This is a genomic window from Bradyrhizobium sp. CCBAU 51745 (assembly GCF_028128715.1).
Taxonomy (GTDB): domain Bacteria; phylum Pseudomonadota; class Alphaproteobacteria; order Rhizobiales; family Xanthobacteraceae; genus Bradyrhizobium; species Bradyrhizobium manausense.
On record NZ_LBJP01000093.1, the window covers coordinates 118,457 to 143,322 of the forward strand.

General features: G+C 58.2%; 24 protein-coding genes and 1 pseudogene. 7 read left to right on the forward strand and 18 right to left on the reverse strand.

What is annotated here, in order from left to right:
- Nucleotides 1-51: 51 nt before the first annotated feature.
- The 6 genes and pseudogenes from XH98_RS36880 to XH98_RS36900 form a co-directional block, all read right to left on the reverse strand.
- Nucleotides 52-363: a hypothetical protein gene (locus tag XH98_RS36880; RefSeq protein WP_271621466.1), complete on the reverse strand. Its 312-nt coding sequence runs from the start codon at nt 361-363 to the stop codon at nt 52-54.
- Between the two features lie 615 nt (nt 364-978).
- Nucleotides 979-1,183 (reverse strand): annotated as a pseudogene (locus XH98_RS36885) (cold-shock protein).
- Nucleotides 1,184-1,424: 241 nt separating this feature from the next.
- Nucleotides 1,425-1,487, reverse strand: coding sequence for a cold-shock protein (locus tag XH98_RS41315; RefSeq protein ID WP_442868692.1), 63 nt, complete (start codon nt 1,485-1,487; stop codon nt 1,425-1,427).
- A gap of 279 nt (nt 1,488-1,766) precedes the next feature.
- Complete coding sequence (locus XH98_RS36890; protein WP_271621467.1) at nt 1,767-3,065, reverse strand: hypothetical protein; 1,299 nt, start codon at nt 3,063-3,065, stop codon at nt 1,767-1,769.
- 379 nt (nt 3,066-3,444) lie between these two features.
- Nucleotides 3,445-4,470 carry a hypothetical protein gene (locus tag XH98_RS36895; RefSeq protein ID WP_271621468.1) on the reverse strand — a complete coding sequence of 342 codons (1,026 nt, stop codon included), beginning with the start codon at nt 4,468-4,470 and terminating at the stop codon, nt 3,445-3,447.
- 893 nt (nt 4,471-5,363) lie between these two features.
- Nucleotides 5,364-5,606 carry a hypothetical protein gene (locus tag XH98_RS36900; protein ID WP_271600848.1) on the reverse strand — a complete coding sequence of 81 codons (243 nt, stop codon included), beginning with the start codon at nt 5,604-5,606 and terminating at the stop codon, nt 5,364-5,366.
- Between the two features lie 1,012 nt (nt 5,607-6,618).
- Here XH98_RS36900 and sfnG point away from each other — a divergent pair.
- The 7 genes from sfnG to XH98_RS36935 all read left to right on the forward strand — a co-directional run bounded on the left by sfnG (nt 6,619) and on the right by XH98_RS36935 (nt 14,053).
- Nucleotides 6,619-7,725, forward strand: coding sequence for a dimethylsulfone monooxygenase SfnG (sfnG, locus tag XH98_RS36905; RefSeq protein WP_271621937.1), 1,107 nt, complete (start codon nt 6,619-6,621; stop codon nt 7,723-7,725).
- A 67-nt stretch (nt 7,726-7,792) separates the two neighbouring features.
- Entirely contained in the window at nt 7,793-8,671 is an 879-nt protein-coding gene (locus XH98_RS36910; protein WP_271600849.1) for an ABC transporter ATP-binding protein, read from the forward strand.
- Nucleotides 8,671-9,561, forward strand: a complete 891-nt coding sequence (locus tag XH98_RS36915) for a branched-chain amino acid ABC transporter permease (RefSeq protein WP_271621469.1) — start codon at nt 8,671-8,673, stop codon at nt 9,559-9,561. Before XH98_RS36910 ends, XH98_RS36915 begins: the two co-directional genes overlap by 1 nt.
- A gap of 51 nt (nt 9,562-9,612) precedes the next feature.
- Nucleotides 9,613-10,611: a branched-chain amino acid ABC transporter permease gene (locus tag XH98_RS36920; protein ID WP_271600851.1), complete on the forward strand. Its 999-nt coding sequence runs from the start codon at nt 9,613-9,615 to the stop codon at nt 10,609-10,611.
- A gap of 27 nt (nt 10,612-10,638) precedes the next feature.
- Nucleotides 10,639-11,970: an ABC transporter substrate-binding protein gene (locus XH98_RS36925; RefSeq protein WP_271621470.1), complete on the forward strand. Its 1,332-nt coding sequence runs from the start codon at nt 10,639-10,641 to the stop codon at nt 11,968-11,970.
- A 69-nt stretch (nt 11,971-12,039) separates the two neighbouring features.
- Nucleotides 12,040-12,834, forward strand: coding sequence for an ABC transporter ATP-binding protein (locus XH98_RS36930; RefSeq protein WP_271621471.1), 795 nt, complete (start codon nt 12,040-12,042; stop codon nt 12,832-12,834).
- 22 nt (nt 12,835-12,856) lie between these two features.
- Nucleotides 12,857-14,053 (forward strand): acyl-CoA dehydrogenase family protein, encoded by a 1,197-nt coding sequence (locus tag XH98_RS36935; protein ID WP_271600853.1) that lies wholly within the window; start codon nt 12,857-12,859, stop codon nt 14,051-14,053.
- 1,522 nt (nt 14,054-15,575) lie between these two features.
- Here XH98_RS36935 and XH98_RS36945 read toward each other — a convergent pair.
- From XH98_RS36945 to XH98_RS36990, 12 genes are all read right to left on the reverse strand, one after another.
- A complete protein-coding gene (locus XH98_RS36945) occupies nt 15,576-15,956 on the reverse strand; it encodes a hypothetical protein (RefSeq protein ID WP_271621472.1) in 381 nt (126 codons plus the stop codon).
- 339 nt (nt 15,957-16,295) lie between these two features.
- A complete protein-coding gene (locus XH98_RS36950; protein ID WP_271600854.1) occupies nt 16,296-16,688 on the reverse strand; it encodes an avidin/streptavidin family protein in 393 nt (130 codons plus the stop codon).
- Between the two features lie 1,103 nt (nt 16,689-17,791).
- The gene (locus tag XH98_RS36955) at nt 17,792-19,051 is read right to left on the reverse strand and encodes a HipA domain-containing protein (protein WP_271621473.1); all 1,260 of its coding nucleotides are present in this window, start codon (nt 19,049-19,051) and stop codon (nt 17,792-17,794) included.
- Entirely contained in the window at nt 19,048-19,275 is a 228-nt protein-coding gene (locus tag XH98_RS36960) for a helix-turn-helix domain-containing protein (protein WP_271621474.1), read from the reverse strand. Before XH98_RS36960 ends, XH98_RS36955 begins: the two co-directional genes overlap by 4 nt.
- Before the next feature lie 376 nt (nt 19,276-19,651).
- Nucleotides 19,652-19,951, reverse strand: coding sequence for a hypothetical protein (locus tag XH98_RS36965; protein ID WP_271621475.1), 300 nt, complete (start codon nt 19,949-19,951; stop codon nt 19,652-19,654).
- A 119-nt stretch (nt 19,952-20,070) separates the two neighbouring features.
- Nucleotides 20,071-20,634, reverse strand: coding sequence for a MarR family transcriptional regulator (locus tag XH98_RS36970; protein ID WP_271600858.1), 564 nt, complete (start codon nt 20,632-20,634; stop codon nt 20,071-20,073).
- A 118-nt stretch (nt 20,635-20,752) separates the two neighbouring features.
- Complete coding sequence (locus tag XH98_RS36975; RefSeq protein WP_333932797.1) at nt 20,753-21,442, reverse strand: amidase family protein; 690 nt, start codon at nt 21,440-21,442, stop codon at nt 20,753-20,755.
- The gene (locus tag XH98_RS41320) at nt 21,361-22,140 is read right to left on the reverse strand and encodes an amidase family protein (RefSeq protein ID WP_442868675.1); all 780 of its coding nucleotides are present in this window, start codon (nt 22,138-22,140) and stop codon (nt 21,361-21,363) included. The genes XH98_RS36975 and XH98_RS41320 overlap by 82 nt, the downstream gene beginning before the upstream one ends.
- A complete protein-coding gene (locus tag XH98_RS41325) occupies nt 22,137-22,670 on the reverse strand; it encodes a flavin reductase family protein (protein ID WP_442868676.1) in 534 nt (177 codons plus the stop codon). The genes XH98_RS41320 and XH98_RS41325 overlap by 4 nt, the downstream gene beginning before the upstream one ends.
- A gap of 9 nt (nt 22,671-22,679) precedes the next feature.
- The gene (locus XH98_RS36980) at nt 22,680-23,612 is read right to left on the reverse strand and encodes an ABC transporter substrate-binding protein (RefSeq protein WP_271621477.1); all 933 of its coding nucleotides are present in this window, start codon (nt 23,610-23,612) and stop codon (nt 22,680-22,682) included.
- Nucleotides 23,613-23,620: 8 nt separating this feature from the next.
- Nucleotides 23,621-24,460, reverse strand: coding sequence for an SDR family NAD(P)-dependent oxidoreductase (locus tag XH98_RS36985; RefSeq protein WP_271621478.1), 840 nt, complete (start codon nt 24,458-24,460; stop codon nt 23,621-23,623).
- 12 nt (nt 24,461-24,472) lie between these two features.
- Entirely contained in the window at nt 24,473-24,865 is a 393-nt protein-coding gene (locus tag XH98_RS36990; RefSeq protein WP_271600862.1) for a cupin domain-containing protein, read from the reverse strand.
- Nucleotide 24,866 lies beyond the last annotated feature (1 nt).

Genomic DNA, 24,866 nt, shown 5'->3' on the forward strand with positions numbered 1-24,866 from the left:
TCGGAAGATAGCAGAAGGCCCGCGTTCTTCCCAGCACTGTCTCAATCTGTCTCAGGGTTTCAGCGCGGCGTGCAGCCGAGCCTTCTCCAACCGAGACCTGAGTCCACTCAAACAGGCCGCCAGTTTGGCGAACTCCTGAATGCTGAGATAATCAAAGACGAGCTGCTCAAGCTCTTCCTGCGGCCCTGCAATGCTCGCAAGGCTCTTGGGAGCGATGGCCGTGAGCGACAAAAGGACGTACCTGGCATCCTTCATGTCAGATTTCCGGCGCACGAACCGCTTACTCTCGAGCTCCTTTGATTGCTTGGCGATGAAACCCGACGCAACTCTCATCAGCTTCGCGACAGCAGACGGGAACACCATGGTCTTCTTCGAGCTCCGTCAGAGCCATCAAGATCATCATTTGCGGACCATTATTGCCAAGCGCATTCGCGTGGTATGACTGAAGTTCGTCAAGACATAAGTCGATTGATCTGATCTCCCATGTAAAGCGCCTGAGTAGTTCCTGGCTGTCGCGCGGCTCCTTCCGGGAGCGTGTTGCTAATGCAGGCAGCTTGGGTGGCATCTGATCCCAGGAGCTCCATCCTCAAAATATGGCTTTGCTGGCTGGGCTCAGCAGAGAGGACCGATCCTCGCTGATCACTTTGACGCCCAAACCGCCCGATCAATCAGGCGCCACAGCCAGACCATTCGTTCCGGTTCGATTTATGAGGATGCCCCAGTCCGGCTTCGAATGTACCACGCAAATTCAGAAAATCGTTGCGATTAGATTCGTCAAAAAATCGATGGCCTCGGCAGGATATGTCCACCGCCGCCCGTATAAGAATTTGAGCTGCAATGCAGCGCGAGAGCGTGCTCAGCGAGGCACCAAGGCGGCTTTCCAGCTCTCACTTTGGAAGCAGGCACGCCAGCTGGTGCACCTCGTATAGTGGTGGCTTGGTCCTCAGAAAACCATGCCTCCCCTCGTCGCGAAAAAAGTCATCCCATATGCAGACTGTCTGCGGACACTTTGCCGGAGCTGCCGGTCTTACGCTCGAAGCTGATCCGGCCCCTCAGCAAGGGAGGTGTATCCGGCCTTCTCGACTGACCTGATGTGCACGAATACGTCGGCTTCGCCATCATCGGGCTTGATAAATCCATAACCCTTTTTCGCGCTGAACCACTTCACAATACCGGTTGCCACTACAAGGTCTCCATCTCAAACAACCCCGATCTAAGTATGCTGTCTCGCCATGTCCTCTGGACGGGTGTGGGACCGCCGCTTCGAAACAGGCCGGCGAGGCCGCGCTTTACCAACGCAGAGCCCGGTGCGAAGATGCTGAAGCGAAATCCGCCGCGTGGACTGCGACGAAACCAACGATCCTCTCGTGAGCGCATCCAGCTAGCGCCGGAAGTGAGACGAAGCCGTCCGTTGAAAGCTTAGTTTATCCTTCCGGCTGAATGAAGCCGTAGCCTTTGACGGCATTGAACCATTTGACCGTTCCCATTGCAACTCTGCGCACTCCTCACATTGAATGTCGCGACCCAATCGTCGGTCATGCTGGAAGGCAAGAAGACCGGGGCCGCATCACCTGTCGCCGATCGACAGGCGCCATCGTCCCGAATCCCATCCGCGTCTGCACTAATGCAGTTAATAGGCGCGCGGTAATCTGCTGACCGTTCACGTCACCGCTCTGATTTCCGCGTCGGCGCTAAGAGGCTCCATATCGAGGATGCTCCTGTCCGTTGCCAGGCGATCGCAACCGAAATGCTCGGTTGATTTAGGTTTAACCTTGAAGCAGAGCCGCAGACGTTTGCAGGTTGTGCGCTCTCAGTGGGTCGGGCAAAAAAGGTTCGTCCAAAAAATAAAAACGTCGAAAGTCGAACAATGCGGAAAGTAGCGCTAGGTCGAGATTGTAATACTGGATATCTCGATAGCAGAGCCGATGTGTGTGAAGCGCACCAGGCGTGGCGCAGTGCGGGCAGTCTTCGAAGGTGATAATATGGTCCAAGGCGCCACGCAGTTTCAGCGTTTCAATGCGCCCTCTAAGTATTTCAACTTCCTTAAGTTGGGTTCTCTTTCGGCTTAGCTGTTTTACTTTATTGGGATCGAGTGCTCCCGCGATGAGATTATTGATCTCGCCTTTCAAAGCGCCTTCCCTCGCCAGCAAGGTTTCGACGATGCCGTCGGGCCGTCGATCGAAGTCCGACAGGCTAAACCCACACATAAAGCCCTCAGCGTCGCCATTTAGTCCGTTCACATAAACCACGGCGCAGCGAGCGAGAAAGCTTAGATCGCGCAAAAGAGCGACGAAATCGGGCGAAGGATTGAAGGATGGGACGAGTACGATTCGCGGACGGCGAGCTTCTTGGTTGCGCACGGCATCAAGAAAAACGTTGAGGAACGTCGTGGGATCGTAGGTGTCGTAGCATATAGCGATTGCGACGCGCATCTCATCGGAGTTGAACATGACGCTCGTTTCATAGCTCAACGCGGTCGTTCCGGCGCGGCCTAGCACATTCTCGCCGAGCCCACGGGCCGACGCCGCTTTGTAATGCCAATGGTCGTGAATCGAAGTCTTGCCGTGCCTTTTCGATAAGATTAGACCGCGATTGTACCGATCTTCGTGCCGTGTCCCAGCAAAGAAAAAATAATCGAGAACCGCGTTGGAGCAGGCATTGCGCAGATCTTGCGCGATCGACCGGGAATTCCGCGGGGGAAGACAAAACTCCGGGATGACGATAATACGCGATTGGCGGTCCAGCGTGCGACGCGCCAGCGCCGAGATTGCGTCGTGCCAATCATGGATATCGGCCTTCTCGGCTAACGTTGTTCGACCAAGCTCGGTTGGAAGCGGGGCCTCGTTCGACACAACTGGCGTGTCGTCCTGAGGCGCCAGAAAACGGAGGTCTTCGCCTAGTTCTGCAGTGCTGAGCTTGCTGATTGGGACGCGATACCCGATTGCCGCGACCCTTAGGCGCCGATCAAACTCCTGTTGCGACCATCGATCGAGCCCGGCTTCAATCTTCGCATGGTTCTTGTGATTGTTGTCAGCGCGCTCGATCGTGCTGTCGTCGCTGACCATTGTTATCGCCCTTAGGTTCGCAAGGTCCTGGTCCGACAAGCCGGCGACCTTCGAGCGACGTGACCGCGCTTCGAAGTAAGCATCTTTTACTAGCTGAGATAGGGGAGGAGCAGTTCGTAGCTTGCGGACTGCAGGCGGCTTACTCGGATCGACCGGATAAGCACGGCTTGTTGTCAGCGGACGGAATACCAACAAGTGTTCAAGAAGCGACCTCCCGTAACGCCTCTGATTTGCTTCAGATAACAGTAACGGGTCAGCATCAAATATTTGCTTGTAGATCGGCGCAACAATTGGCCCCCGCGGCATTCCCCAACCCTAAATATATCCAACATGCGCTCTTGAGGCGCTTTGAGAATCTAGATGTTCTTGCTGAAACGACTTAAGACGCAAAGGCGGGAGACGTATGACCGGCTTGGGTTCGCACTCGGCGTTCCAGACGTAGCGCTTCAGCAGACGCCAGGCCGGCGCTTATGTGCAACGCAGCTGATCGAGAGCGAATTTGATCAAGACTTAAAGGCCGCTCAGCGTCAAGCTTATCGAGCTCGTCCTGATAACCGCCACCGTCGCCCATGTGACGAGCGACACCCGACAAAAGGCTCGAATAGCGTGGCGCACCCTCGAGCCGACATACGACCGCTTGCATGCCGTACGTTGTGTTTAGCACCGAAAACTTTTTGGGCTTTAATTTGTGGTCAGCAAACGCATGCGACGCGAAGTGGTCTACCGTCTCCAGCCCCTTCCGAAGCTCCTCATCAGACGTGGTTCTAAGCTGATTTAGTTCGATGTGATCGTAGTGGATAGCATCAACAAGATGGGCGACCGGCTTGGTATCATCATCTGTAAAATTGAGACGGACAGATCCATCCCTAAACTTTAAGCCGCTCGCGGCCGCCTTCGGCACTGCACGGAGACTTTCAACGAAAGCCGCACGTAGTTCCGAGAGAAGATGCAACTCGTTCTGATTAACCCAAGCCAAGAACGCGGTCGCGCGCGCTCCAGATTGTGACCGGTTAGGCTTCTGCGGCATGCCGTGGATGCTGAGCCACAGCTTGGAACGACCGGATGAACTCTGAAGTGCAGATGATGTCAGTGTTATTCGGCGACTGATTATCCAAGGAACGCTGGCGAACGTAATAGTTTCTTCAATGCGTGGAAGCTTTGCTATGAGCGTGTCAAAACGAGCTTTTTCGTGAGTCCCTGATCTTGCGCTTGACGGGTTCGTCGATGCGACAATTTCGACCGCGGGTACTGATCCTGCGAGAGAGCCGTACAATCTTTGGGCGAGTGCGGCAGCCTGACTCCGAAACGCCTGAACTAGGCTATCGCCAGCAAGAGGTTCAACGAGACGGTCATCATCACGCGATATGAATAAGCCAAATCGGCTCACGGTCAGGCTGTTCGGCATCGCCGCTCCAAGGGTCAGGTTAAATCACTTGGTGTCCAACCAGGAAAAACGCAAATCATTCAAGGATCATGCGCTTATCCCGTCATCAAAGCAACGTGACCTCCTCGCAAACCCGGTAAATAGCCCTCGGGATGTTGCTGCAATGCAACACGACTCTCGCGATCCTGCGATGATCCTTTCGCTTGTTCTCTCGATCATCGGCCAAAATGGTTAACGACCAATGCTACCAAACGTTGCTAAGCATTTGACACCAATGCAGCTTCGGTAGGTCCTCCTCCGGTGGATTACGATCGTGTCCGCTCACTCCCGAATGCAAGAAGTACCGGCTGCGACGTTTGGCGGCACGCATGGACAAGAACCGTGCACCAGCTGCCGCCTTTGACGCCACTGCATGTTTGCGGCGCGGCACGGGCTTCGCTGTGCCAACGGTAATCCCAACCATTACGTTCGCAGCGAATCTAACGATGACCCGTTTACCGGGCCGCGCTCGAAGGGGGGGACGGACCCGATCGTGATCGAAAGTCGGGATGACCTTAAGTCCGAGTTCCGCTATAGCGTCGGGCTTTTCAATCGGTGGCTAGGGCTAGCCTCTGGCGGCCTCGGTTTGTGCGGTTTGTGCTAACAAACCTGCTTCAACCTGAGGGGCGGGATTTTTCTCAGTGACCGTCAATCTCGCGCATGAGTGCCACCTGCCGTATGACAGTGTGAAGGAACCGCATCTCGTCATCGGTCACGCGCCGGTTGAAGTAGAAGCAAAGCGTCTTCTCGTTTTGGGCATCGCGGCCGGCGGAAGAGCAGCGCAGCGGCTCCTGTGTCGCGCCGCTGACAAGCCGCAGTGCGGACCTCGAGTGCGGTGTTTCGGTCTTGGGGGTGTCTGGCAGGGACGGGCTCTCTCAACGCGTGGGCGAAGCTAGTGGCGGGTTTTTGGGCAGGCGGCAGGCGCGCTTTTCCGCATCCACAGCGATCGCGGAGAGCGTTTCGTTCTGATCAATGAGCAGAGAGATCGCCTTCGTCGACCAGTCCTCGTAGGTCAGCGTGCCGGAGTGCCACAAGAAGACAAGCGCGCGGGCGACCGCGTTATGGTGCGATAGTTCCTGCAGTTTGCGGTAAAGCTCGGCGTTCATTTGCTCGGGCATGCTCTTCTCTTCGTCGAGGCCGTGTCGGGGGGTATCAGTCGACGCTAAGTTCGAGCGCGCAATGCCTCGAGCCTGTTGCCGCCATCGCGCTAGTGGTCCCGATCTTTCGTGATGTCGCGCTCGGCCCGCTCGGCGACCGACACGCGCTCACGGAGGGGCTCTTAACATCGCAACCAGTGCGATAATCGGCGTCGATGGGCGGCCTTGTGCCGTCTTTCTGCTTGATCTGCCGAGGGTTAACAAACTCAGAAGGAGCACCTGCGCGCGCGGACGCCGATCATCGCTGGGCAGCCACCAAAGATCAGGACCTTCCGATCGCGATCGATACTATTGCAGCACTCCCACCGTATTACTCGAGAGACGTCTTACCGCGCGGTGTAAAAAGTGTGTTTGCATGTTCGACTGTAGAACACTGGTCCGCTCACCCAAATTGTGAATTCAAGCTCTGTAGCTATTTGGGCGGAGTGTAATTGGTCTCAGGTGCCAGCGAATGCAATAAGACTATTCCAATAAATCGCCGAAGTCGTTGAACCGAGTGCCAAGGTGCAAACGGCCACGACATTGAAACTGCTCTCTGCGGCGATGCGTGATTGCCACAGCTGTACAGCAACAAACGTGCGTGCGCGGCGAAATAAAAGGAAGCTGATTATCTCCGCGCGACGAAAAATAGTTCGTCTTGGACTCGCAGCGCCGGACAATCTCTGAGAGGATGGATCATCAGGCAATGGTGCCAGTCAGGAGCGCGGATAATGCGCAACAACATCTTCGACAAGCCGAGGTGTTCGATCGTGCGCGAACTTGTCGATCCGTTGCGTTCGTGTCGCTCCTGAGTAGCGTCTCAATTCGCAGGAGCGACCTGGCCTTAGATCGCTCTAGCCCTTCGAAATCATAACACCGCAGTGGCTGAACAGCAGCATCGGCACCCGCTCGTCCTGAGCGGCGTGGTCGCACAGAGCTGCCTCGCTGAGGCCGTCGGGTGTTTCACCGCAAGCGTCATTCTCAAGGAGACAGCATGTCTGTGAACAACGAGCCGGTCAAATTCGCCTACTGGGTGCCGAACGTATCTGGTGGCCTTGTGATTTCGTCGATCGAGCAGCGTACCAGCTGGGACATCGACTACAACCGGAAGCTTGCGCAAATCGCCGAGAGAGCAGGTTTCGACTACGCACTCAGTCAGATCCGGTTCACGGCGGGTTATGGGGCCGACAAGCAGCATGAGCCGGTGGCCTTCTCGCACGCGCTGCTGGCTGCGACCGAAAAGCTCAAGGTGATCGCCGCTCTCCTTCCCGGTCCGTGGAATCCGGCCGTAGCCGCCAAGCAGATTGCGACGATCAGCCAGCTCACCAATGCGCGCGTTGCGGTTAATATCGTATCCGGCTGGTTCCGCGGCGAATTTCATGCGATCGGCGAGCCCTGGCTCGACCACGACGAGCGCTACCGGCGTTCGGAGGAATTTATCAACTCTTTGCGTGGGATCTGGACGCAGGAGAGCTTCACGCTCAAGGGGGACTTCTATCGGTTTAACGACTACTCGCTCAAGCCGAAGCCACTCGATCCGCTGCCCGAAATTTTCCAGGGCGGCTCTTCGCGCGCGGCCCGCGATATGGCCGCTCGCGTGTCCGATTGGTATTTCACCAACGGGAATACGCCAGAGGGGCTGAAAGCACAGGTCGAGGACATCAGGTCCAAGGAGAAGACCTTCGGCAAGCGCTTTCAGACCAAAATCGGCATCAATGCATTTGGCATCGTCCGGCAAACTGAAAAGGAAGCCAAGGACGTTCTGCACGAGATCCTCGACAAGGCGATCCCCGATGCAGTTCGCGGCTTCCACCATGAGGTCCAGAATGCCGGCAACGCCAGTCCCGAGCGTGAGGGCAACTGGGCCAAATCCACCTTCCATGACCTCGTTCAATACAATGATGGCTTCCGCTCGAACCTGATCGGAACGCCGCAGCAAGTCGCTGAACGCATCATCGAGCTCAAGCACGCTGGCGCCGACCTGATCCTGCTCGGGTTCCTGCATTTCCAGGAAGAGGTCGAATATTTCGGCAAGCATGTGATCCCGTTGGTCCGCGAACTCGAGGCAAGGACGCCTGTACGTATTCAGGCTGCCGAATAGGCGCAAAACGAGGGGCAAGCACGTGGCGGCGATTGTGACAGGGGCGGGGGCGTATCGGCTGGAGGAGATGCCTCCACGCCGATACGCGGATGTATCGACCGAAAGGCGCAATGACGCGCTGGACGGGGTCGCGGACGAGTCTGCCAAGACGCCCGGGCGGCCAGCTCTGGGACTTGCGAACATTTCGCTGGCGTTCGGCGGCGTCGCAGCCCTACGCGAGATAAATCTGGAGGTTGCGCCGGGTGAGATCCTGGCCGTGATCGGTCCGAACGGCGCCGGCAAGAGCTCGCTCCTCAACATCGTCAGTGGAATTTACAAGCCCGATCGCGGCGAGGTGCGGTTCGGCGAGCGCTCCTTTCGCGAAGCGCCAACTTCGCAGCTGGCAGTCCTTGGCGTGGCCCGGACGTTTCAGAATCTTGCGCTCTTCAAGGGGCTTTCCGTCTTCGACAATGTGCTGATGGGGCTGGCGCACCGCGTGCGTGCGGGGTTTTTGCGGCAGATCGTCGGCTCGCCACTGGCGCGACGGGTCGATGCGGAGAATCGCGCGGCCGCCGAAGAAGCGATCGGCTTTCTGCATCTTACCGCGGTTCGTGACCGCCTTGCCGGAGCGCTTCCCTATGGACTGCAGAAGCGGGTCGAGCTGGCGCGGGCCCTCGTTGCGCGGCCGAAGCTCCTGCTGCTGGACGAGCCGTTCGCGGGCGTGACTCTGGCCGAGAAGCGCGAGCTGTCACAGCATGTGCGCAACGCTCGCGACAGTTTTGGCGCAGCAATCGTCCTGATCGAGCATGACATCGGCGTGGTGATGGGGCTTTCCGATCGCGTGGCCGTGCTCGATTACGGACGAAAGATCGCGGACGGCACGCCCGATCAGGTCCGCGGCGATCCTGCAGTGATCGACGCCTATCTCGGCGTCGCACATGGGGACGATAAGGAGCTCGCGATCTAATGCTCGATTACCAGTTCCTGCTTGAGGTGCTGATCGGCGGCCTGCTCTCGGGTGTGATGTACTCGCTGGTCGCAATCGGGTTCGTGCTGATCTACAAGACCTCAGGCGTGCTCAACTTCGCGCAAGGCGCGATGCTGCTGTTCGCGGCCCTGACCTTCGTCAGTCTGGTCGAGCGCGGCGCGCCATTCCTTGCCGCACTCGCCGCGACGCTGGTCGTCATGGTCATGCTGGGCATCGCCACCGAACGGTTGGTGCTACGGCCGCTCGTCAACGAGCCGCCGATCACCCTGTTCATGGCGACGCTCGGACTCTCCTACGTCATCGAGGGCGCAGCCCAGCTTCTGTGGGGCACGCAGGTGCATGGCCTCGACATTGGCATCAGCGACACGCCGTTCGAGGTGGCGGGCGTGCTGATCAGCCGGTTCGACCTGTTTGCAGCAGCAATCGCTGGCAGCCTGGTCGCGCTGTTTGCGCTGTTCTTTCGCTACACTCGCACCGGGCTGTCGTTTCGCGCCGTGGCCGATGATCAATTTGCAGCGCTTGCGGTCGGCCTGCGGCTGCCACGGGTCTGGGCCGCGGTCTGGACCGTGGCGGGGATCGTTGCTCTCGTCGGGGGGCTGCTATGGGGCGCGCGGCTCGGCGTGCAGTTCTCACTTTCGCTTGTCGTCCTGAAGGCGCTCCCAGTCTTGGTCCTCGGTGGTTTCGACTCGATCGCGGGGGCAATCGTCGGCGGACTTTTGGTAGGTGCCATCGAAAAACTGGCGGAAGTCTATGTCGGACCATTCTTTGGCGGCGGCATCGAGGCCTGGGCCGCCTATCTCGCGGCACTGGCTCTCCTCTTGATCCGGCCGTCGGGCCTGTTCGGGCAGAAGCTGGTGGAGAGGGTGTAAGTTATGCCGACTCTCATCTCCGCCAAATCGAACTGGTTCTCCAGCAACGCGATGTGGATCGGCCTCGTGATGATGGCCGCTTACGGCATCGTTCCGCTCGCGGGGACGGACTACCTGCTCGACGCGGTGCTCACGCCGTTTCTTGCGCTGTCGCTGGCCGCCGTAGGACTCAACGTCCTGACTGGTTATGCGGGTCAGGTCTCACTCGGCTCGGCCGCCTTTCTTGCTGTCGGCGCCTACGCCGCCTACAATCTTCACCTTCGTATCCCGGCATTGCCGCTGCTCATCGATCTGGTGCTGGCCGGAGGCGTCGCCGCGGCTATCGGCATCGTATTCGGGCTCCCCAGCCTACGGTTGCGCGGTTTCTATCTCGCCGTATCAACGCTCGCTGCGCAGTTCTTCGTGCAGTGGGCGTTGACCAAGTTCAGCTGGTTCTCCAACGACAATCCATCAGGAGTGATCGACGCGCCGATTCTCAGCATCGGCAGCATCCCCTTCACGACCCCCGCCGAACGTTACGTCTTTTCGGTGACGATCGTGGTCGTTTTGACTCTGCTGACGCTGCGGCTGCTGCGTTCCCAATCTGGCCGCAACTTCATCGCGGTACGCGATCACGAGATCGCGGCCAAGGTGATTGGTGTGCCGCTGTTGCGAACCAAACTGCTCGCCTTCGCCATCTCGTCCTTCCTGATTGGTGTTGCCGGCGTGCTCTGGGCGTTCGCGTATTTGCGCACGGTCGAGCCGGCCGGATTCAATCTGGATCGCTCGTTCCAGATCTTGTTCATCATCATCATTGGCGGCCTCGCCTCGCTCCGCGGCTCGTTCGTCGGCGCGGCCTTCATCGTGGTGTTCCCACTTCTGCTGTCGCGTATCGGCGCCACCCTGCTTGGAAACGTGTTCGATTCCGGCGTGCTGGAGATGAGCCAGCGCATCGTCATTGGCGCGCTCATCATTGCCTTCCTCATCGCCGAACCGCGCGGACTGATCGCCCTGTGGGATCGCGCCTGGGCTGCCATTCGGACGGCCAGGCGCCCGGCGATCCCAGGCTGAGATTTGCTTAACCCAAAGGAGCTTGTAATGAACATCTTCAGACGTTTGAAAGTAACGATGGGCGCGGCAATCGCCGTCGGCCTTGCCAGTTCGTTCACGGCGCACGCCGACGAACAATTCTTTCCGCTGCAGAGCTATCGCGTTGGCCCCTATGCTGCTGGCGGTACCGGGTTCTTTGGTGGCTTCATCGACTATCTCAATCTGATCAATATTCGCGATGGCGGCGTCAACGGCGTCAAGCTGACCTGGGATGAAGGCGAGACCCAGTATGAGGTGGAACGCGGCGTCGAGGTCTATGATCGGCTAAAGAGTCACCCTGGGATCGCGGCCTGGAATCCGCTGTCGGTCGGCATCGCTTATGCCATGATCGACCGCATCACTAAGGACAAGGTGCCACTGATCACCATCAACCATGGCCGTACCGATTCGACCGATGGCCGCGTCTTCCCTTACGTCTTTCCGCTGCTGCTCAACCCCTACAGCGAAACCTCCGGCATCGTGAACTACATCGTCTCCAGAGAAGGCGGCACGGACAAGCTGAAGGGCAAGAAGATCGTTGTGCTCTATCATGGTTCGCCCTACGGCAAGGAGACGATCCCGATCTACAAGCTCCTGGCGGACAAATACGGCTTTGAGCTGGAGCAGATCGAAGTCCCGCACCCGGGCAATGAGCAGCAATCGCAATGGCTGTCGATCCGCAGAGCCAAGCCCGACTACGTGGTCCTGCGAGGGTGGGGCGTGATGAATCCGGTGGCCTTGAAGACGGCGCAGAAGGTCGGCTTCCCTGCCGATCACATCATCGGCAACGTCTGGTCCAACTCCGAAGAGGATGTCATTCCCGCCGGTGACGCCGCCAAGGGCTACATTGCAATCACGACCCAGGCCTCCGGCGCCGAATATCCTGTGCTCCAGGAGGTGATCAAGACCGTATATGGCGCGAACAAGGGCAATCTTGACGACAAGAAGCGCATCGGCAGCGTCTATCACAACCTCGGAATCGTAAACGGCATCCTCAATGTCGAAGCTGTCCGGATTGCGCAGGCAAAGTTCGGCAAGCGTACCCTGACGGGCGACGAGGTCCGCTGGGGTTTTGAGCACCTGCAGCTCGACCCGGCACGAGTCGAGGCGTTGGGCGCCAAGGGCTTGTTCCATTCGATCAACGTCACCTGGGACAATCACGAGGGGGATGGCCGCGTCACCTTCCAGCAGTGGGATGGCAGCAAGTGGAAGGTCGTCTCGGACTGGATCGCGCCGGATTGGGCGCCCCTGCGGCCCATCATCGAGAAGTCGTCGGCCGCCTATGCAAAGGAGCACAACATCAAGATCCGTACGTCCGGCGATGATCAGGTCGGCCAGTAGCACCAGGCAATGCTGGGGTCTCTGCGGGAGCTTCGGCTCCCGCAGCTTTCAGGCGGGGTGAATCAGGGCATGAGTGACGTTCTGCTATCGGTCGAAGGGCTGGCGGCAACCTACAACCACGCCATTCGCGCGGTGACCGACGTATCCTTTGCGGTTCGACGTGCCGAGATCGTCGCCGTCCTCGGCGCCAACGGAGCCGGCAAGTCGACAACGCTTCAGGCGATTTCGGCGCTGCTTCCGGCTCGGCGCGGTCAAGTGGCGGCTGGGCGCATCATCTTCGATGGCCGCGACATCGTGTCCGCATCGCCCGCGAAGCTGGTCCGGGCCGGGATCGTTCCGGTGCTTGAAGGCCGGCATTGCTTTCCCTCGCTGACCGTCGAGGAGAACCTTATCACCGGCGCCATTGGCCGCGATGCAAAGTCTCGCATCATCCGCGCAGAGCTTGACGAGATCTACGAGCTTTTCCCACGACTAAAGCATCATCGCAGGTCGATTTCGGGGCTCACCTCAGGCGGCGAGCAGCAGATGACGGCGATCGGCCGTGCGCTGATGTCACGTCCACGCCTCTTGGTGCTGGACGAACCCTCCATGGGGCTTGCGCCGCTCGTTGTCGAAGGCATTTTCCGGGCGCTGAAGCAGCTGAACAGCGAGCAGGCGCTCTCGATCCTGGTTGCGGAACAGAATTCGACGGTTGCGCTGCGCTTTGCCGACAATGCTGTCGTGCTTGAGAGCGGCCGCAGCGTGCTGTCCGGCGCATCAACCGAATTGCGCAGTCGCGACGACATCAAGACCCTTTACCTCGGCGTTTCGCCGCAAACCGATGTCGCCGAGACACCGCTTATCCGTGCCGTTGCCACGCTTTGACGAATACAGGGGAGAATAACCAATGGCTAACGACAATCTGGCGCGAAAGATCGATTCCGACATCTATTCTCGGCTGGATGCCGCGATCGATGCGGCCGTAAAGGTCGATGCCGATCGCAATGATTTGGAAAGTCGCTTTCCAAGAGAAAATCTGACGGCATTGGCGGAAGCTGGCTGGACCGGCGTGTTGAACGAAACGCGCTTTGGGGGCCTCGGCCTTGGCCATATTGATTTTGCCGAAGCCGCTTACCGCATCGGACAGGCCGATGCGTCGACCGGCCTCGTCTACGTCATGCATGTCGGCGCAGCTCAGACGATCAATCTGTTTGGTAACGACGATCAGAAGGAACGCTGGCTCAAGGCGAACAATGGCGCGCTGCTTGGGACATACTCGACGAGCGAACGCGCCACCGGTGGACACTGGTGGTATAATCTCTCGGAGGCATCGCGCGACGGCGACAATTATCTTCTCAACGCCGAAAAGTCATTCACGACGAGCTCCGGCCAGGCTGACTTCTATGTGGTGCAGACGCGTACCCCCGGCGCCAAGGACCAGGCCGACATCGTCTTCTTCATTGTCGATGGCAAGTCGGAGGGCATCGAATCCAAGCCTTGGGATGCGCTCGGTGTTCGTAGCAATCACTCAGGTCCGATCCGCTACAGCAACGTCCGGGTGCCGCAGCGTGACCGGCTCGGCACTGAGGGGCAGGGCAAGGAGATCATCTACGATGGCGTATCCCCGGTCTATCTGATCGGCCTCGGCGCGGTCTGGGAAGGTGTCGCTCGCGGTGCGTTGAATGCAGCCGTCAAGCACGCCACGAATTTCGTCCATAAGGACCGAAACAAGAGCCTGTCGGACTACCAGGCGATCCGGCAGGAGCTGGGTGCGGCAAAGGTCCTCGTCGAGACATTACGGCCCTGGCGGCTGGAGCTTGCCTCAAGGCTCGATGAGCTATGGCGGGCCGGTACGCCGCAGAGCGAGATCCTGATTCCTCTGACCGAGTTCAAGGTGCATGCGGCCGAAGTCGCCAACAAGGTTGCTGCAGCCGCGCTCACGGTCACTGGAGGTTATGGCTACCACCGCGGGCCCATCGAGCGCGCCTTCCGCGACGCGCGCGCAGCCATCGCAATGGGGCCGTCGAATGTGATTGCTCGCGACTGGATCGGCAAGGCGCTGGTCGGCCTTCCGCTCGAGCTATTCTACGAGGGCGGTGAGTAGTTCCAGCTCGGCACCTTTGGCCGCCTGCCGGCGATACGGTGTTCGGACCCTGGCCGATTATCGCGAGAGCATCACCCGCACCTGCTCGCGCGGGCCTGGATGGGTCGGCCCGCGGGGCGCGGCGGGGCGACTCACGGTCCGAAGCAGATCGCTCGTTCATATCAACTCTTGCGCGGCGACAGGAGGTCGCGTTCTTTTCAGTCCTCTCTCAATCTGCCTCAGAGTTTAGCTCGGCGTGCAGCCGAGTCTTCTCGAACCCAAACCTGAGCCCACTTAGGCAACCCGCCAGTTTGGCGAACCTCCTGAAGGCTGAGATAGTCAAAGACGAACTGCTCGAGCTCTTCCTGCTGACTTACAATGCTCGCAAGGCTCTTGCGAGCGGTGTCCGTGAGCGACAAAAGGACGTGCCGGGCATCATTCGCGTCAGACTTCCGGCTCACGAACCGCTTGCTCTCGAGCTCCTTCGAAGCCTGGTGATGAAACCCGACACTACTCTCATCAGCTTCGCGAGAGCGTTGACGGGAACACCGTTACCTTCTTCCAGCTCCGTCAGAGCCATCAAGATCATCATTTGCGGACCAGTAATGCCGAGCGCATTGGCTTGGTAGGACCGAAAATCGTCAAGACATATGTCGATCGATCTGGTCTCCCATCTGAAGCGCCTGAGTAGATCCTCACCGACGCGCGGCTCTTTTCGGAGGCGTGTTGCTAATCCAGGCACGTTGGGTGGCATCTGATCTCAAGAGCTCCATCCTCAAAACGATTGGCTGCTGGCTGCGCTCAACAAAGAGGATAGATCTTCGCTGATCGCTTTGAGATCCCAAGCGCCCGATCTAAAATCCATCGCCACTCAGATGAGTTCGTTCCGGTTCGATATCTAAGAGGATGAACCCCGGCCCAGCTTCGAGTGTACCACGCAACTTCACCTAGTCGCCCTGATTAAATCTGTCAAAAACTTGAGAACCTCTACAGGATTCCGTTATGCGCTTTGATCCGCAGACGTAGTCGCGCTGATGTCGCGAATCGCGGCCAGCGAATTCGAGGACCAGCCGATCCACCGTGCCCACCAACGCCGGTATCCAAAACGCGTGCTAGGATTTGCACGCATCACTCGCAATGACTTGGTCATTACGGAACGATGTCCGTCTCGGCGAGGCAATTCATTTTATACGGAGATTTGTGCCGACATTTTGTCCGAGCTACCAGTCTTGCGCTCGAAGCGGAGCGGTGCCCCCCTCAGTAGCCCGCCTCCTCGACGGCCTAATGTGCACGAATACGTAGGCGTCGCCATCATCCGGCTTGATAAAGCCATAGTACGTTTGTCGGGCTGAACCACTTCACAATGCCGGTGGCCACTACAATATCGCTCCATTTATACGGTCGCTGATCCAAGCACTGTTTGCAGAGGCATCAAGGTCTTGCGTGTAAGCCATACGCGAGGCTGCCGCGGCACATATGCAGCCACATCGTCGTCGGGAGCTAGCCTTGCAAAAGGGCTAGGTGGACCGGCCATCGCGCGTCCTCAGGCGCTTACGTCGGCGATGCCTGCGACTGGCGCGTTGGTCTTGTCGGCCCGGGGCATGCGCGGGAAGCTCACTTGCGAGAGGTTTCTCAGCCCTGCCTTCGAGCGCTCGCTCCCGAGAAGCCGGGGCCCCCTCTGTTCCAGCAAAGCAAGAAAGGCCTGGCCTTTTTCCGTTATGATCCACTGTCCGGGTTCTCGCGCGACCAGCCCTTGTCCGAAAATATTGAGATCCGGCGCCCGCTCTGCCAATTGCTTCATACGAGCCGTCCACTCCGGACCGCTGGTGTAGAACACCGCCAGGTAGTCCTTCAGTAGGGCGAGGCTCGCACGGCCTTCCGGCTGACCGGCGAGAATTTTAAGTATCGAGACCTGAAAACTCAATTTCTCTAACCAAACGCGATAGCACGAACGCCGCACATCTTAGCGGCACTTGCTGGACCCCGCGCTGGACTTCAAAACAAGAACCTGAAAACAAAAGCTGATGTACGGATCATCCGATAAATGTGGATGAAGCTTAGACTGTCCTTTCAGACCTGGGGAGACCCTTTTGATGCAATCCTCGGCCGTTCCTGGATGGCCTGCGGGCTGTCGAGCATCGAATCTGACTGAACCGTGGACAGCCCAGAGCTTTCCTAAGCTGAGCTTGCGCGTCTCACGTCAGGTCGTAACTCGCGAGCGCGAATTTTCGATCTAAGGTCGCCGTCGCAAGAAAGCTGAAGACTACCATACGCGCGTGAATGTATCGGCGCCCTTCAGCTTGCTGGGCTTGCCGCTCTTATCAACGTAGAACAGCGTCCATAACGTTGGCATTTGAAGACCGTTTATCTTTCCAACCCACCGGGTGAACGAATTGCACTGACCAAAAGTAACAACAAAATAGAGTCCGGTTGGACGGGCGGCTCCCGAAGCGGGATAAGGGATGCCCTGGCAGGCGAACCCTTGAGCATGGTTTGTGAAAGTCCCTTGGATGGACCCGCCATTGGCGGACCAAACAAACAGTTCCGAGCCCCGTTCATTCTTCCAGTATGAGGGAGCAGGAAGTCCCTGCGCCCCCGCCTGAGCGGCGACCAAGAAAAACTGAGCGATCAACAAAAATGCTAGAAGTCTCTTCATATTGAAGCTCCGAAAGTGTTCGCCTAAAAGTAGCAAAATGGATCGCCAGTCTGGTACAATCTGAGGTGACGTTCGCTGCTCTTATCTCGCGTTCAGCAAAGGATTGCGGCGCATATGCACGAGTTCATGCTGGATCTCGACGTCGCTCCAGCTTCGCGGCTCTGCATCTGCAAGCCGGTGCACAATAGCACCTGAAGTCCAAGCCATGATCGGTCGGTCAGCTGCCCGTCAAAAGTTTAAATCACCAGACGCAAGGGCAATTGCTGACATCGATAGTGGAGCTTCCGGCGAGCTTGCGCTTAGCACCGTACCGTCGTCCGCAGCTCTTGACCGGTGCCCATTATTCGTGAACGAGAAGCATCGATGTCTGGAACGGCAGAGAATCATGGATGTGATTGATGAGGCGAGCGCCTCGGAGTTACCGCATTTTGCACAAATCCTTACGGCGCTTGTCTTGGATCTTCGCCCTCGTGGTCACCTCCTTTGGCCTGTGTGCCGCGGGAGCCTACCTTTGGACCAACATGGAGACAATTTTGGTGAGGTCCCCGGCGCATGAACCAGCGCCAATTCCAGGCTTGTCAAGTGACGATAGGGAAGCTCTGTTGGAGGTTCGATCCGGGCAACAGCGGGCCAGCGATGAAATTGCAGAACTCAATCGCAATATCGGCGCGCAGCAAGCCGATTTGAAACGAATGGCACACCAGATCGAGGCGCTTACCGCGAAGATCGAATCTTTGCAGAGTTCACCCGTTGCTGCCTCAGCCGCTGCGTCTGCGCTGCCGGCTCCTTCTCCGCCTGCAGCCCATTCCGTTTTGAGGCCAGCGAGGCGAGCGGTCCAACCCTCTAAGCCAGACGGGCCAGTTTCGGTCGGCGGCGCGCCGCTGATTCCTAATTCAGGCTCTGAGCAGCATTGATATGGACCGCTGATTGTCCTGAGCGGATTTCATAGGTGTAGCGCTCCCGGCCGCGCGAGCCGCGGCCATGGCCAGTCTAGATTGACGGCTCTGTGGGTCCGCGGCACGCGCGAAGAAGAAATTCCCGGCAGACTCGACAGCGTTGGTGATGCGCTATTCATCGGAAGGTCATCGCATGCGTCCGCTGGCTCACGCCTTCGCTGCAATTTGCAGCAGATGAGAGGCGCGGGCCCCAATGACGGCCCGGATCGTCTTCAGAATTGCGTGCGTGATGCCTGCCTCTTCCAGCTCTAGGAGGAGGCCGTCGGCCGCGCTTCTGATGCTGTCCGCCGTTTCCTTGATATCCTTGATGAGGAGACGTTGTGCGCCGCGTGTTGCGGGAACGAGTGTCAGCCAGTGCTGCAACTGAATCGTATCCGGCATCGAGCGCCCGCCGATGGCCATGGCGAGCTTCTTTGCCAGACGCGGGTAAGCGGCTGTGCAGACGACGTCATAAAGCGGGGCGAGGTCTGGCACCTCGCCTCGATAGAGCAGGGCATAGTTCTTCCCATGTGCGTCGGCATTGCCGACGAGATAGTGAAAGATCAGCATGCGGATGAACTGCAGCCGGTCGGCTGCCGGTCGTGCTGTGGCGCGATTGATCAGGTCTAGTGAACGCTCGGTCCCCGGTCCTCCTTCTTCCTCGTATTTGAGCTCCGGAGGAACGCTCAATGCCTGGCAGAAATCCTCCTGATGCAGGCGCAAGATGGTGCCATCCTCATGTCTCGACCGGTCGTACCGTTCGACCAGAAGGAATGAAGTGGCCCCGTGCCGTCGCATCTGGGCGTCAGGCACAGGCAGCTTCAGGCGTGCGGCGAGGCGCAGGCAGAAAAATTCATTCTCGACGCTGCCCTCCAGCGCTTGAATGAAGGGCTTTAGAATGTGCGTGGTCGGGCGGCCTCCCTTGGCAAGTCCAATTGTCTCTCCCTCAAGACAAACGGCAAGCTTGTCTTGCACTCCGGCGAGCGACAGCCGCACGCCCTCTTCTCCACCGAGAAGGGGACGTTCCCGAAGTTTGCCCAAAATTTCCTCGAGCCGGGCAGGGGTCAATGCCTCGACGCCGTCGTCATCGGACGAGGGAGGCTCCTGGCCGGCTGGATACAGCGACAAGGCGCCCGCGCACTCCCCGCCGATTACTTCAAGGAGCCCAAAGACATTTCCTGCGGAAATCCCCAGCGCGCCGGCGAGACGTTGCCGGGCGCCCTCATCGGGCAAAAGACCTGAAAAGAAGGGACGGACAATGCGATCTGGGTGGGGGGCCTCCTGTAGCGGCATGGAAAAGGAGATTGCTCGAGGTGCCTCGCCGGCGAGGTAGCCGGCGTCATAGCTGTAGGTGAGCATGCCGGCTTCTTCCTGGCTGAGTGTGCCGGCCTTGACCTTGCCGAAATAGACATCCAGCAGATGGCTCATCGCGGAGTCTCCCGGCGGCTGCTAACCGAGACGGTGAGACCCAATGCGGCAGCGACCTGAAGTGCGCGACCGAGTTGGCAACTCTCTTTTCCGGCTTCCAATTCTCGCACAAAACGCACGCCGACCCCCGTCAGGCCCGCAAGCTGTTCCTGCGTCAGGCCTTGGTCCTTGCGTTCATCCCGGATCAGAGTTCCGAGGCCTTTGCTGGTCGCGATCTTCGGCATAATCGTCCCTATCGGGAGGATTTTAGCAGGTTCCGGACCAAACTGCATGGAAAAGAACCGATCGGGACGTTTTTTGCAAATTGATAGCCCGGTAACCAAGATAGTCCCGAGCGGGACGTTTCTGGATGGATCTCAGGGAATATGGTTCCAGATCGTCGCTGTCGTCAGCGGCAGAACGGAGGAAAAAGCTTGGAAATGAGGCAATTCCGCAGGAAAAATGCTTTCGGTCTGTCAATCGGCGTTCGACCATGCCGAAATACACAGGTGTGGGCGTTTTGGCGCCTGCTCGCACGTAGAATTTGGCGCCTTCCCGGACGTCTTCGGAAATTTTGTACAGCAGATTCTGAAGGGTGGGAGCCTGGTGATCGGCCCCTTTTTAGACCCGGTTGAGTTCAACGGCGTTCCACACGTCCTGTCGTGCGTTCTCCAACACAAACGGCATGTGAAAGTCGACGCGGCCGCTTAACTGCTGTACGCGGGCGAGTACCGCTGCATTGTTCGGGTGAGGCTCCTGGATCATGACCGCTCGCTGAGCGTGGGGGCGGTAGGGGTCAACGAACATCGGAGCGGTCGCATAGACCAGGGTTAGGGGACCGTGCAGGGGCGATTCCTGCTTCAACCGCCGATCCCAGATATGTTTGACGTTAGCGGCGGCCTGCGGCAACTCGCCGTTCATGTTCTCCCAGCTCTGAATCGTCGTCCGGCTTACCTTCACGCGATCGGACCGTCTTACGATCTCGTTGCGCGCATTGCTGTAAGTGGGTCTGCGCCCTGGGGGAGGTGGTGAGGCCAACTCTACAGTTTGGCTCCGACATAGAACGTCAGTATTGAAAGTGCGCTCTCTCGCTCACTAGGCGTGAGTTGACCAGCGAAGTAGTCGACGTGAAACTTCACCTTCTCGTCGATCGCGTGGAGGAGCTCTTTTCCCGAGTCGGTAACACCGACGAATGTGACCCTTTGGTCTTGATCGTCGCGCCTGCGATCTGCCAAGCCCTTTTCAACCAAAGTCCTCACCAGCGTGGAAGCAAAGGCTGCTGGTATATCGAGCCGAGCGGCGATCTGATTTACCTGCAGATGCATTTCAGCGCTACCGTAGATCTGGATGAGAGCCTGATGGGCCAACGGGTCTATCCCGAAAGCTCTTGCCTGATCCTCGACTATACGGAAGGCCTTGCGTAGAACATAGCGAGCTTCTGCCACTCCCATGAAATACGTGTGCTTGTTCTCCGCCTCGCGAGATTTTTTTGCCGCGTTCCGTCGGCGCCTCAGTCGTTCAAGATCGAGTGGTTGAGGAGTGAGGGCCGGAGACGGAGCAGGTTCTCGGGTGCGCTCGTCGGCTCTTTTTGCTTTAGTTGCCATATCCAATCTTTCCAGTCGGTGCCGCGAGTCGGCTACTTCAGTCTGGCAAATAACATGGATACACAAGGTAAGTAAGTGAATTTACGTAGATATATTTGCCGGATTGGGCATGTCAACGTCACCCACCCGTGAAACGCACAGCATTGATGCGGGTCTCGACCCCTACGGCCAACGAAAGTAGCGGCCAGTCGCCACGGCTACCGCCGATCAGCATCAGGCCGACTGGACCTGTTGTGGGTTCTTGGCAAGGCAGGCTGATCGCGCAGCCGTCCAAGGCATTAACGATAGTTGTGTTTCGGAGCATCAGAAGATTGGCGCGGGAATACGCCTCGTCGCTCGTCTCGAGCTCGCGGATTCGGGGTACAATAGTCGGCACGGTCGGCGCCAGGACGGCATCGAATCCTGTCAACTCTCGCTCCCATTCGGAGATTAGGCGCGTCCTCAGCTGAAGGCGACGGATATAGTCGGCGGCTCGGTGTTGAGCACCTCTTTTTATTCGAGAGCGTACCCGCGGATCGTAGGCAGCCCCCCTTCGTTCGAGCAGTTTTTCATGCCATTCGAATGCCTCAGCAGCCACGATACCCCCGTCCTGCATGATCTCGGAGAGGTGAGCGACGGCGCTGCTGTGGCGTTCAATCAGCTTGAATCCCGAATTAGACAGAAGGTTAAGCGTTCGCTCATAAGTTCTGGCGACCTGAGCGTCGAGATCTTCCAAGACGCGATTCTTCAGCACCATGAAGGTAGCGGGGTGGCCCATGGAGGACGACTGAGGCTTCTGACCGGACAACAGCCGTGGAGCCGTGCGCATTCGCCGACGCTGGGAGCTAGCGGCCCGATTGAATCAAATGAGGGTGAGAGAGGGAGCGTTCCTTGCAGGGGTACCGTTCGGGCCGTCGGTTTGAACCCAACGAGACCACATAGCGCCGCAGGAATCCGCTCCGAGCCGCCGGTATCGGTCCCAATAGCGGCTTCTGCCATTCGATCAGTAACCGATATTGCCGCGCCGAACGAGGATCCGCCCGGGATGCGCCGTTGGTCACGTTCCCATGGATTGGCTGTCGTTCCGAAGTGAGGATTTAGCCCAAGCCCACTGAAGGCAAATTCGGTCATCGTCGTGCGCCCGACAATAATCGCGCCGGCCTCCCGAAGGCGCCGGACGATCTCTGCGTCGCGTGGGGCTGGCTCCTCGCCCGTTCTCGCTCGCGAGCTGGCGCGCGTCACCTCACCTGTGACGTCGAACAGGTCCTTAATTGAGGCGATCATTCCGGCCAGTGGAGGCAGCTCGATTCCGAGAGCGAGCGCCTGATCAAAATAATCGGCAGTAAGCTTCGCCTCGTCCGCGTAAATTCGCGTGAAGGTATTGGAGCCTTCGCCCCTGGGTTCGCCGCGTTCTCGAGGCAATGCTCCACCTTGGCGCGAATTGTTTGTGCCAGCGCCATGCGCTCCTCCATTTTCGGCGAAATCAGCTCGTGCTTGAACTGTTGTCGTAGGATGCTTCAATATCACCAGCCATGGAGGGCGAAATCGATGTCCGGTGATGCTGGGGCTATGGAACCTTGCGCCAAAGCGCTGTAACTGCCCCGGAAAAAGAGCAGCGGACCCGCGCCAGCTGTTCGAGTTTTGAACCGTGACACCCTACAGACGAATATGTCGTGATCCCCTCCGTCGTATGTAGCGTAGGCGGCGCATTCGAAGTATGCGAGCCAGTCGGACAACAATGGGGACCCGTTTTGCATCTGGCCGACCGTTAGATCCGCCCATTTATCGCCTCCGCTCTTCGCAAATCGGTTCGAGAGGTCCTTCTTATCTTCCGGCAAGATGATAACGCCGTAGTCTGCGGCCGATCGCCATTGATCTATTCCGAGTGCGCGCCGAGACAAGCTGAACAATATTAGCGGCGGGTCCAGAGATACCGAATTGAAGGAGCTTACGGTGACCCCAAGACGTCCTTGAGGCGTTTCGGCGGTAATGATGGCAACGCCCGTTGCGAATGACCCGAGAGCATCTCGAAAGGCGCGAGAGTCGAAGTTTTCCATCTGGCCCACCTAGGTATTTTTCGGTTGCCATAACGATTGAAAGCGCGTCGCCACTACGTCATTGTAGGCCGGTGCACCATTTAAAATACCGAGTCTTCGGCAAAAGACGTTCATGCCTTCAACGAACGTCCTTGAGATTCTTGCCGAATATTGTGGAATGTCGCGGCGGATTAAATCGGTTGTCAGCTTCGCTTCCGTAGCGGGGAATACTTTAGCGCCTACTTCAGCAGCTTTCTCTGGAGCGGCCTTGAGGATCTCTTGGGTGCGAACGATCGCCCTCACAACCGCCTCGACCTGCTGTGGATCTGTCGCGATCTTCCGTTCAGTCGTCGCGATTGACGCCATGGTATAGTTGAAACATTCTGGTGGACCGTCGCCGCGGCGCACGTCGATCACCACAGATCCGGCGCCGGATCGTACAGCTGTTTCTGCACCCATGCCGTTTGCCCAAAAGCCGTCAATCAATCCCTTTTCAAGGGCATGAGCCGCTGTGAGACCGAAGTTCACAGTCTTTCCTATGGCGCCAGGCACCGGCGCGATTTGGACCTCGTCCCGTTCGAGGTCGATTCCGCCGGCGATGAGTAACTGGCGAAGCCCCATATCGACCCAAGGCGCGGCACCTATTCTCCGCCCCTTTACGATCGATAGATCGTTCCGCTGCGGGCTGAGATCCTTGCGCATGACCAGAAACCAATACATGCCCTGGCCTTGCGCGCAGACAAGCTTGACGCCGTTCCACTCGGGAAACGCGCTAAGCGCCGAATGAGCCGAACCTGCAACAAAATCTAGGCCGCCGTTCTGCAGCGCAGTGTAGGCACGGTCCACAGGGAAGACGAGCTCAATCTCGGCATTCACTCCTTCCTCCCTCATGATTCCGAGCTCGACGGCCGCGACAGCCGGAAAGTATGAATTCGAAATGAGATCGGGCACTCCGATTTTCATGCAAATACTCACGGTAGAGTGGACGGAAAGACCGACTGAGCGCCTAGCTGGGGCCAAGCAACAGGCGCGCTGGCCTCGGCCAGGCGCTGCTCGATCGGCAGCTGAGGATTCCACCTGCGCGCAATCACGCGGAGCCCGTTGACTTGATCCGCTTCGTCCGAGCAGAGCCAGATCAGAGGGGCACGCATTTGCTCCGGCTGGATTAACTTGTCGGCTGGCAGGCCGTTTTCCGCCGGCACTTGGCGCGTGTTTACCGGGCCACCAGGAACCAGAACGTTGGCCGTCACACCAGTCCCGTCCACATCGCCAGCCATGATCCTTGATGCAGCCTCCAATGCAGCCTTGCACGGTCCATAACTGCCGATGCCGGGGCGATACATCGTGTCGAGGCTCGTGGTGATATTCACTATTCGCCCCCAACCGTTTTCAAGCATCGGCTTCACGAAGGTTCGAGTCATGAGTTGAGGCCCGAATACGTTGACACGAAGCATAGCGAGCCAGAGCTCGTCACTTACCTCCCAGAACTTTGCCCGGTCGGCGAGATATCGATTTGAGATGCTCTCAGGCCCAATAGCTGCATTGTTCACGAGAACGTCGACGCCCCCGAAGTGACTCTCCGCCTCAACTTTCAGCGTCTCAGCCGACGCCGCGTCCGCAACGTCCATTGCCCGAACGAGGACCCGCCCACCCATGGCTTTGAGTTGCGCGCCTGTTGCCGTCAGCGCTTGTGCGTCAATATCGACAAGAACAAGATTTGCGCCGATCTCGACCAAACCCTCCGCCATTGATCGGCCGATCCCGCGCGCGGCGCCCGTAATGAGGGCCGTCTTGCCCCTGAGCGACATCATGCAAACACGCTCCTATTTAGTGGTTGGCTTTTCGCTGAAATAATGGAGCTCGAACAGCATGCACCCTTCGTTTGACTTGAACGGCCCGTGGTAAGCCCCCGGGGGACGGCAAGCATAAGTATTCGGGGCGAATGCAGTGCCTCCATTGCCCGATTTGTCATTGCCGACGGTCAAGTCACCCGAAATGAGGAACACCTCTTCCCAGTACTCATGTACGAACGGGTCGGTTGTAAACACGCCGGGATCGAATCGGAGCAGGCGGCTCCTGCCGCCCGTCTTGCCATCTTCGTTGAAATCGCTTGCGAGAATCTTCTGCTTGATGCCCTCTGGATAACCGGGCGGTGTTTCCCAACCGCTCTGCAGATCAAGCGTGTGGAATTCGAGATGCGGTTTACCATTCGACATA